10 protein-coding genes are annotated in these 8421 nt (G+C 71.5%); 4 read left to right on the top strand and 6 right to left on the bottom strand.

Features of this window, described 5'->3' with window-relative positions:
• From GKQ77_RS21745 to ku, 4 genes are all read right to left on the bottom strand, one after another.
• Positions 1–348: AMP-binding protein (locus GKQ77_RS21745; RefSeq protein ID WP_308117743.1), on the bottom strand; the 348-nt coding region annotated here is incomplete at its 3' end.
• Positions 341–1732, bottom strand: a complete 1392-nt coding sequence (locus GKQ77_RS21750; RefSeq protein ID WP_219690607.1) for an MFS transporter — start codon at positions 1730–1732, stop codon at positions 341–343. The genes GKQ77_RS21750 and GKQ77_RS21745, both read right to left, overlap by 8 nt.
• 88 nt (positions 1733–1820) lie before the next feature.
• Positions 1821–2027, bottom strand: coding sequence for an MbtH family protein (locus GKQ77_RS21755; RefSeq protein WP_219690608.1), 207 nt, complete (start codon positions 2025–2027; stop codon positions 1821–1823).
• Positions 2028–2333: 306 nt separating this feature from the next.
• Positions 2334–3533, bottom strand: coding sequence for a non-homologous end joining protein Ku (ku, locus tag GKQ77_RS21760; protein ID WP_219690609.1), 1200 nt, complete (start codon positions 3531–3533; stop codon positions 2334–2336).
• Between the two features lie 100 nt (positions 3534–3633).
• Between ku and ligD the strand changes: the two genes are divergently transcribed.
• Positions 3634–4530, top strand: a complete 897-nt coding sequence (ligD, locus tag GKQ77_RS21765) for a non-homologous end-joining DNA ligase (RefSeq protein ID WP_219690610.1) — start codon at positions 3634–3636, stop codon at positions 4528–4530.
• Positions 4531–4555: 25 nt separating this feature from the next.
• On the top strand, positions 4556–5431 hold the full coding sequence (locus GKQ77_RS21770; protein WP_258021715.1) for an ATP-dependent DNA ligase: 876 nt from the start codon (positions 4556–4558) through the stop codon (positions 5429–5431).
• 22 nt (positions 5432–5453) lie between these two features.
• Here the strand turns inward: GKQ77_RS21770 and GKQ77_RS21775 are convergent, their stop codons facing one another.
• Positions 5454–6059, bottom strand: coding sequence for a dihydrofolate reductase family protein (locus tag GKQ77_RS21775; protein ID WP_219690612.1), 606 nt, complete (start codon positions 6057–6059; stop codon positions 5454–5456).
• A 194-nt stretch (positions 6060–6253) separates the two neighbouring features.
• On the opposite strand from GKQ77_RS21775, the gene GKQ77_RS21780 reads away from it, so the two are divergent.
• A complete protein-coding gene (locus tag GKQ77_RS21780; RefSeq protein ID WP_125515091.1) occupies positions 6254–6682 on the top strand; it encodes a nuclear transport factor 2 family protein in 429 nt (142 codons plus the stop codon).
• Positions 6683–6738: 56 nt separating this feature from the next.
• Here GKQ77_RS21780 and GKQ77_RS21785 read toward each other — a convergent pair whose 3' ends face one another.
• Positions 6739–7548, bottom strand: a complete 810-nt coding sequence (locus GKQ77_RS21785; RefSeq protein WP_219690613.1) for a nuclease-related domain-containing protein — start codon at positions 7546–7548, stop codon at positions 6739–6741.
• A 304-nt stretch (positions 7549–7852) separates the two neighbouring features.
• On the opposite strand from GKQ77_RS21785, the gene GKQ77_RS21790 reads away from it, so the two are divergent.
• Positions 7853–8395, top strand: coding sequence for a hypothetical protein (locus GKQ77_RS21790; RefSeq protein WP_219690614.1), 543 nt, complete (start codon positions 7853–7855; stop codon positions 8393–8395).
• Positions 8396–8421: the final 26 nt, after the last annotated feature.

The following is an 8421-nucleotide window of genomic DNA, read 5'->3' on the forward strand; positions in this document are numbered from 1 at the left end:
CCCGGCCCGATGGCCCCGCGCCACGGCCGCTCCGCTCCCGGCCGCAAGCACCGCCGCGATCCGCGCGTCCTGCGCCATACCGCGCAGCCGCGCCGCGGGAAAGCCGGGGTCGAGCAGGACATAGCCCGCGCCCGCCTTCAGCACGCCGAGGACCGCGACGGCCAGCTCCGCGGAGCGCTCCAGGTGGACGCCGACGGTGTCGCCGCGCCCCACTCCGCGCGCCGCGAGGAGGCCCGCCAACCGGTCGGCGCGGGCGTCCAGTTCGGCGTAGGTCAGCCGTTCTTCCTCGTATACGAGGGCTGTCGCCTCGGGCGTCCGTGCCGCCTGCTCCTCGAACAGCTCATGCACGCACCGCGCCATCCTTCTCACCGCCCTTGTCGTCGGTCCCGGCGCCGCCGCCCTCACCGGCACCCTCGCCCGCGCCCGCACCCTGGTCCCGCGTGCTCTCGGTCTCGTCGTCGATGTCCGGCAGAAGTACGTCGATGTCCCTGATGGAGCGGCTCGCCAGCCCCCACAGGGCGACCGCGAGACCCGCGACACCGGCGAGGAAGAGCATCCCCGCCATGCCGCTGCCGGGTTCGTCGCCGAACAGGGGGCCGAGGAGGGCGAAGACGCCGTCCCCGTCGGCGGCCTGCGGCTCGAAGACGTTGTCGGCGAGCGGGCCGGAGACCGCCGTGGCCAGCGGCACGGAGATCTGCGAGAGGAACATGACCGCGCCGAAGACCCGGCCCTGCCACTCGTGGGGCACCTTGGTCTGCACGATCGCCTGCATGGAGGCGTTGACGAGCGTCATGAGCAGCGCGCCGACCAGGATGGCCGCGCACCAGCCCGCGACCCCGCCGACCAGCGCCATCCCGATCTGCGCCGACAGGCACATGCCGACGATGCCGAGCATCATGCCCCGGCCGCGGTTCCGCGGCCCGCCCCAGGCCGCCATCAGCAGACCGCCGACGACTCCGCCGACGCCGATCGCGCTGTTCACGGCGGCGAGCGCGCCGTTGCCGTCCTTGATCAGGACCATGGGCTGGATGACGGCGAAGCCGAAGACCATGACGAGGTTGACCGTGCAGAAGTTCACGGTCATGTCGCGCAGGCTCGCCTGCCGGAAGAGGTAGCGCAGGCCCTCCATGGCCTCCGCGGTGATCCTGGTGCGGGGCGCGCCCGCGCCCTCGGGGACCTTGTCGCCCCGCATCCGTACGATGCGTACGCCGATGAGCGCGAAGGCGTAGCTCACCAGGTCGATGACGAGGACGGCGCCGATCCCGGAGACGGCGACCATGATCCCGCCCAGTGCCGGGCCGCAGATCCCGGCGGCGCTCCTGGCCCCCGCCAACAGGCCGTTGGCGCGGCCCAGTTGGTCCTTGCGCACCAGGAGCGGCACGGCGGCGGTGAGCGCGGGCAGCTGAAACGCGGCGCTGATGCCGAGCAGGACGGTGGCGGGGTAGACCTGCCATGGTTCGAGGCCGCCGCCGAAGAAGTGCACGAGGGCGAGGAGGCCGACGGTGAGGAATCCGCCCGCATCGGCTATCTGGAGGGCGGAGCGTTTGCGGATGCGGTCGATTATCGCGCCCGCGAACGGGCTGAACAGTGCCTGCGGAAGCAGGGCGCAGAGGGACAGCGCGGTGACGGCGGTCGCCTGCTCACCGGTGGACCAGACCTCGATAATGAAAGCGAATCTGAGAACTGCGCTTCCGACCAGTGAGACGGCCTGTCCCGACCAGACGAGCAGCAAGGGACCCGCACCACTGAAGCGGCCCGGCCCCTGTTTTCCCGCACCCCGCGGCGGCGCTTTTCCGTCCGCTCTCGCGCTGTCGGTCACGTCAGGAGCCGGATATCAGGCTCGCCGGACGCATATCCGTCCAGTTCTCCTCGACGTAGGCCAGGGAATCGGCCCGTGAACTCGCCTCTTGCGCGACCTTCCAGCCGGCGGGGATTTCGAGCGCGGCGGGCCAGAGGGTGTGCTGGTTCTCGTCGTTCACGAGTACCAGATATTCCGCACCATCATCTTCAAACGGATTACTGGCCATATATCTCAAACCCCCCGGAAATCACAAAGAATCCCATTGTGTCCGCAGGAATCATTGCGCGGAGGATCCAATTCCATCAAGCCATTGTGACATGGATCACAGGTCAGAAAAGGGCGAGAGGGTGTGATTTGGCCGTATTCAGTTGAAGGCTTTATGAGGCACGCCGGTGAAAGCGTCGGTCATGGCCGTCACCGGCCGGTGGCCGAGCTTTGCAATTTGCCCATACGCGTCAACCGCGCGGGCACGCCCCGGGAAGGGGCGCGCTGAAATTCACGCCGGAACGCGTGGCGAAGCGCCCGCTGGAGTTCACGCCGAGGCCCGGCGCCTCGCCGTCGTCTTCTTCGCCGCCGCGGTCTTCTTCTGCGTCGTCTTCTTGGCCGCCGTCTTGCTCGCGGCCGTCTTGCCCGCCGCGGATTTGCCGGCCGTGGATTTGCGGGCCGCCGCCGTGGACTTCCCCTCCGCCTTCCCTTCGGCCTTCCCTTCCGCCCTCGCCTTCGCCGTCGTCTTCGTGGCCGTCTTCGTGGCCGTCGTCTTCCTGGCGGGGGTCTCCTTCTTCTTCGCGGTCGACGTCGACTTCTTGCCGCCGACCTGCTTGGGGGTCGCGGGGGACGACTTGCGCGCGGGCGCCGACGCCGACTTGGCGCGGCGGGAACGGAGTTGGGTGACCTCCGCCTCCGCGCCGCCCTCTTCGCCCTGGTCGCCCTCGCCGTCCTCGTGGGACTCGCCCCGGGCCGTGCGGGCCGCGCGGACGCTGTTCTCCAGGGCGGCCATCAGGTCGATGACCTTGCCGCCGCCCGCCTCGGCCGCGGGGGCCTGCTCCGCGGGCGTGCCGCCCTCGACCTTCGCGGCGATGAGTTCCTCGACCGCCGAGCGGTAGTCGTCGTGGAGCGTGGACATGTCGACGTCGCCGAGGGTGTCCATCAGGGCGTCCGCCAGGTCGAGTTCGGCGTCGCGGACCGTGACGTGGGATTCGGGGGCGACGCCCTCGGGCTCGCGGATCTCGTCCGGCCACAGCAGGCCGTGCATGGCGATCACGTCGTCGACCACGCGCAGCATGCCGAGGCGTTCCCGGCCCCGGAGCGCGTACTTCGCGATGGCCACCTTCTGGCTCCGCTTGAGCGCCTCGCGCAGCAGCGTGTACGGCTTGGCGGCGGGGACGCCGTTCGCCGAGAGGTAGTACGCCGCGTCGATCTGGAGCGGGTCGATGCGCTCCGCCGGGACGAACGCGACGATCTCGATCGTCTTGGCGGTCGGGATGGGCAGCGCGGCCAGGTCCTGGTCCGTGATCGGGATGATCGAGCCGTCCGCGTCCTCATAGCCCTTGCCGATCTCGGCCGAGGTCACCTCGCGCTCCTCCAGCTCGCACACCTTGCGGTAGCGGATGCGGCCGCCGTCCTCCGTGTGGATCTGGCGGAAGGAGATCGAGTGGTTCTCGGTGGCGTTCACGAGCTTGATCGGGATGCTGACCAGGCCGAAGGAGATCGCACCGTTCCATATGGATCGCACGTCCGGGACCTCTCACTGGGGGGTTACAGGTGTTATTGCCTCTTTATGCCGCTTCACGCTGCTTCATGGCGCTTGAGACGATTTATGGGACTCTCATCGTATGACGCCGATCACAGAGGTGGAGGGGCGACGGGTCCCGCTCAGCAACCTGGAGAAGGTCATCTATCCCGCGAGCGGCTTCACCAAGGGGGAGGTGCTGCACTACTACGCCGCCACGGCCGGCCCCCTCCTCGCCCATCTCGTGGACCGGCCGCTGTCCTTCCTGCGCTATCCCGACGGGCCGGACGGCCAGCGCTTCTTCACCAAGAACGTGCTGCCGGGCACCCCCGAATGGGTGCGGACCGCCGAGGTGCCCCGCTCCGAGGGGCCCACGCGGCAGATCCTCGTACAGGACCTGGCGTCGCTGATGTGGGCGGCCAATCTGGTGACCGAGTTCCATACGCCGCAGTGGCGGGCCGACGCGCCGGGGCAGGCGGACCGGCTGGTGCTCGACCTCGACCCCGGCCCGCCCGCCACCGTCGTGGAGTGCTGCCGCGCCGCGCTGTGGCTGCGCGAGCGGCTGACGGCGGACGGTTTCCACGTGTACGCGAAGACCTCGGGAAGCAAGGGGCTCCATCTGCTCGTCCCCCTGGAGCCGACGCCCTCCGAAAGGGTCAGCGCGTACGCGAAGACGCTCGCCGTCGAGGCCGAACAGGCGCTGCCCGAGCTGGTCGTGCACCGCATGACGCGCAGCCTGCGGCCGGGCAAGGTCTTCGTCGACTTCAGCCAGAACGCGGCCGCGAAGACCACGGCGGCGCCCTACACCCTGCGGGCCCGCGCCGAACCGACCGTCTCCACGCCGGTGACCTGGGCGGAGGTCGAGGCCTGCGAGGAGCCGGACCAGCTGGTCTTCACGGCCCCCGCGATCGCGCCCCGCCTGCGGGAACACGGCGACCTCCTGGGCCCCCTGATCAACCTGAACCGCGCCAGGCCCCTGCCGCCCCGGGCGGGCCGATGACCCACCGTCCGCGATGAAGCTGTCGATGCCCGTTCGCGTCGCCCTCGCGGAGGGGGTGACCGCGCTGCCCGACGGGGGTGGCTGGGCCTACGAGCCCAAGTTCGACGGGCACCGGCTGGTCGTGCTCCGGGACGAGCGGGGCCGGGTGGTCCTCCAGGCCCGTTCCGGGCGGACCGTCACCACCGCCTTTCCCGACCTCGCCGAGGCCGCCGCCCGGCTGCCCGAGGGCACCGCACTCGACGGCGAGGTCGTCGTCTGGTCCGGCGGGCGCATCGACTTCGCCGCCGTGCAGCAGCGCGCCGCCGCCACCCGCGCCCGCGCCGCCGTCCTCGCACGCACCCTGCCCGCCTCCTACGCCGCGTTCGACCTGCTCGCGGAGGCCGGCGAGGACTGCCGCCGGCTGCCGTACGAGGAACGGCGCGCCCGTCTCGTACGGCTGCTGGCGCCCTGGGGCCCGCCGCTCCAGGCCGTGCCGTCGACGACCGACCGCGACACCGCCCTGACCTGGTACGACACCCTGCCCGCCACCGGCATCGAAGGCCTGGTGATCAAACGGCTCGACGGCGCGTACCGGGGCGGCACGCGCGCGTGGCTGAAGCTGCGGCACAGCGACACCCGGGACGCGGTGGTGGTCGGCTGCACCGGCAACCCCGCCCGGCCCCAGGCGCTGGTCCTCGCCCTGCCGGGGGACGGCACCCCGGTGGTGTCGTCACCGCTCTCCCCCGCCGTGCGCTCCGCCGCGGCGCGGGCGCTGCCCGACCCGGTGGGCGAGGGCGTGGCGACCGCCATCGGCATCGGCGACCTCACATACGCGGCACTGCCCGCGGAGCCGGTGGTGCTCGTCGAGGTACGGCAGAACACGACGCGGCACGCGACGGCGGTCGTGGTCCGTTTCCGGTGAGGGACCGGCGCCCGGGACGACGTCACGCGGGGACGCCGAGCGGCGGGCCCTCCAGCACGCGGGGCTCGTACTCGACCAGCTGGATGCGGCCGTCGAAGGTGCGGTGCCCGATCATCTCCAGGGCCACGTCCGGGTAGCCGTCGTAGATGCGTTCCGCGCCCGTGGCCCCGGTGATCACCGGGAACATCACCACTCGGAAGCGGTCGACGAGACCGGCTCGCAGCAGGGACCGGCACAGGCTGAGGCTGCCGATCGTGCTGAGGAGCCCGTCGCCGCTCGACTTCATGGCACGGACCGCCTCGACGGCGTCGTCGCGGACGAGCGTGGAGTTGGCCCACGTCAGCGGCTCCTCCAGTGAGGAGGAGAACACCACCTTGGACGCTCGGGTCAGCTCGTCCACGGACGCTTCTTCCTCGGGCCGGAACTCGTCCTGGCCATCCGGGACCTCGCCTGCCGCGAAGCCCGACATCAGGCGGTAGGTGTTCGCTCCCATCAGGTAGGTGGCCTCGGGCTGCTCGCCGAGCCACGCGAGGTACTCCGGGCCCTCGAGACCCCAGAACCCGGGCCACCCCTCTCCCGACGCGTAGCCGTCGAGAGAGGTGATGAAGTCGACCAGGAGCTTCGACATGGCGGTGTCCTTTCGTGGGCGTCATGAGCTTGGACGGCGTCATGAGCTGAGACCGGCCGGGAGTCACAAACTCATCGGCATCACACGTGGTGACCGGCATCACATCTAATCAAGTTTGACTAGAGCCTCTGGATGGCATACCTTCCCTGTCGTAGTCAAAGTTGATTAGCCCGCATCTGCCACGAGGAGACCGCGTGACCTTCCTTCCCGAGACCGGATACGTCCCGACCGACGAGGACCGCGCGAGCCTGGACGCCTGGTTCGCCGAGTACGACGCGCACAGCGCGAAGCGCGATGTGGAGCGCATGGCCGACCTGGCCGTCTTCCCGCTCAACCTCGTCAGCGACGACTCCGCGGGCGACGGGCGGTCGGCGCAGTGGAGCCGGGAGCAGTTCGTGCAGACGATGACGCACGTGATGGGGGACGGCAGCGAGGACATCAGCTTCGAGTCCACGCGCACACCCGTCTTCCTCTCCCCCGCCATGGCGGTCGTCTTCACCGACTCGGTGATGACGGCGAACGGCGAGACGCAGCAGCTGCGGTACGCCGACATCCTGATCAGGCGCGGCGGCTCCTGGGCCTTCCAGACCATGGTCCAGGGCGGCTGGGGGGACAACCTCTGACCTGGCGATCCGAGCGATCCGAGTGAGCCGGGTGCGCGGGCGAGCAGGGCGGCGGTTCAGACCCGCAGCCAGGTGTGACGGTCCCTGGCCAGGGCGTGCAGGGCCTCCACATCGGCCGGTTTCAGTACGCCCCCGAGGCGGCCCAGCGCCGGCAGGTCCGCCTCCCGCAGCACCCGCACATCGCGCGGCGGCGCCGCGACGGCCGGTTCCGCCGCCCCCGCCCCGGCCAGCGCGAGGACGGGGCGGACCTCGGCCGTCAGGGCGAACGAGGCCCGGCCCGCGTCGGCGCGGAGCGCGCGCAGCAGCGGCACGGGCGCGGCACGGCCGACCGTCACCATCGGGTCGGTGATGCGGACCCGCTGCTTGCGCACGGCGAGGGTGCCCACGCAGAACAGGCCCCCGGGCCCGATCAGCAGATGGTGGATGCGGGCCCCGCCGGGCAGCGGCACGGAATGCAGTACGCGCCAGCCCGCGCCTTCGAGGCCGTCCAGCGCGTCGCCGACCGCCTGTTCCGCGGCGAGGGCGCGGTGCCGTGGATCGGCGCGCAGCCTGCGCGCGGGCGCCCTGTCCCGCTCCAGGGCGATGTGCAGGGCCTCGCCGGGGCGGTTCGGCGCGAGGTCGTCGTCGGGGTGCAGGGCGAGGCGAGCCAGCTCGCCACGGGTGGGCACCGGCGGCGGGCCCACCGTGACCTCGCCGGTGAGGAAGGGCGCGAGGGCGCGCAGGACATCCGTTTCGCGGTCCTCGCTGAGCAGGTTCACCCGGGACGAGTCACGGTCGTACCACGCGACGTTCCCGCCACCCGGGAGACAGACGTACAACCGCTGCCGCCCGTGCCGCCAGGCCGGTACGACGCGCAGGCCGCTCATGCCGCATCACCCCCCGACCATGGGACCAGCCCGCACGCCGCCGGGCAAGAACCCGGCCGCCGCGCGACCGAGCCGGGGCGACGACTTCGCGCCGCCCCCGCCGGGAGCACGGGCGACACCGGCCGGCACCCCTCTTCTTCCGTAACAGCACCGCCCGTACAGCTATGGCGTGCTGTTACATAGCTGCCGAATCGCCGCAATAGCGGACATCTAACTTCGTAGGTGTCCACTCGACCGCACCGGAGCCGGCCGTCCACCCGAGCCCCGGAGCGACCGGCAGCCGCCCGACCGTAGGGAACGTCCCGTGAGCACCCACCGCCGCCAGACCGTCCTCCGCACCGCCGCCGTCTCGGCCCTAGTCGGCGGCGCGCTGCTCGTGCCGGCCGCCGGGGCCCTCGCAGCCGCGCCCACGGCCTCGCACGCGCCGAAGCCCACCGCCTCCGCCGAGGTCTACGACGTCACCCTCGGCGACGGCGCGAAGGCCGACGTGCGCAGCCGAGGCGGCTCGTACGTCGCGACGCTCTCGGTCAAGGGCGAGCAGATCGCCACGCTCTCCGCGACACACCCCACGGTCACCGAGGGCGGCGTGCGCTACGAGCTGTACCCGTCCAACGGGCACATCGGCATCACGCACCTGAAGGGCGAGGCCACGAAGGGCACAGGGGGCAAGGACACAAAGGGCGGCGACAAGACCGCGGGCGCACCCAAGGGCGGCGTCAGGGCGGGCGCCGAGGGCGTGCCGAGCACGGGCGACCCGGCGTTCCTCGTGGCGGGCGGCGGCATGGCGGCGGCCGGTGCAGCCGGGCTCGGCTTCGCGATGCTGCGCCGCGGCCGCACGGACTCCTGAAAACCCCCGCCCCCCTGCCCCGACTC

Source organism: Streptomyces anatolicus (assembly GCF_019400875.1).
Lineage (GTDB): Bacteria > Actinomycetota > Actinomycetes > Streptomycetales > Streptomycetaceae > Streptomyces > Streptomyces anatolicus.

Coding starts and splice junctions, on each gene's coding strand:
- GKQ77_RS21770 (WP_258021715.1), top strand. CDS start 4,556: ATGCCCGTTCGCGTCGCCCTCGCGGAGGGGGTGACCGCGCTGCCCGAC.
- GKQ77_RS21785 (WP_219690613.1), bottom strand. CDS start 7,548: ATGAGCGGCCTGCGCGTCGTACCGGCCTGGCGGCACGGGCGGCAGCGG.
- ligD (WP_219690610.1), top strand. CDS start 3,634: ATGACGCCGATCACAGAGGTGGAGGGGCGACGGGTCCCGCTCAGCAAC.
- GKQ77_RS21755 (WP_219690608.1), bottom strand. CDS start 2,027: ATGGCCAGTAATCCGTTTGAAGATGATGGTGCGGAATATCTGGTACTC.
- GKQ77_RS21775 (WP_219690612.1), bottom strand. CDS start 6,059: ATGTCGAAGCTCCTGGTCGACTTCATCACCTCTCTCGACGGCTACGCG.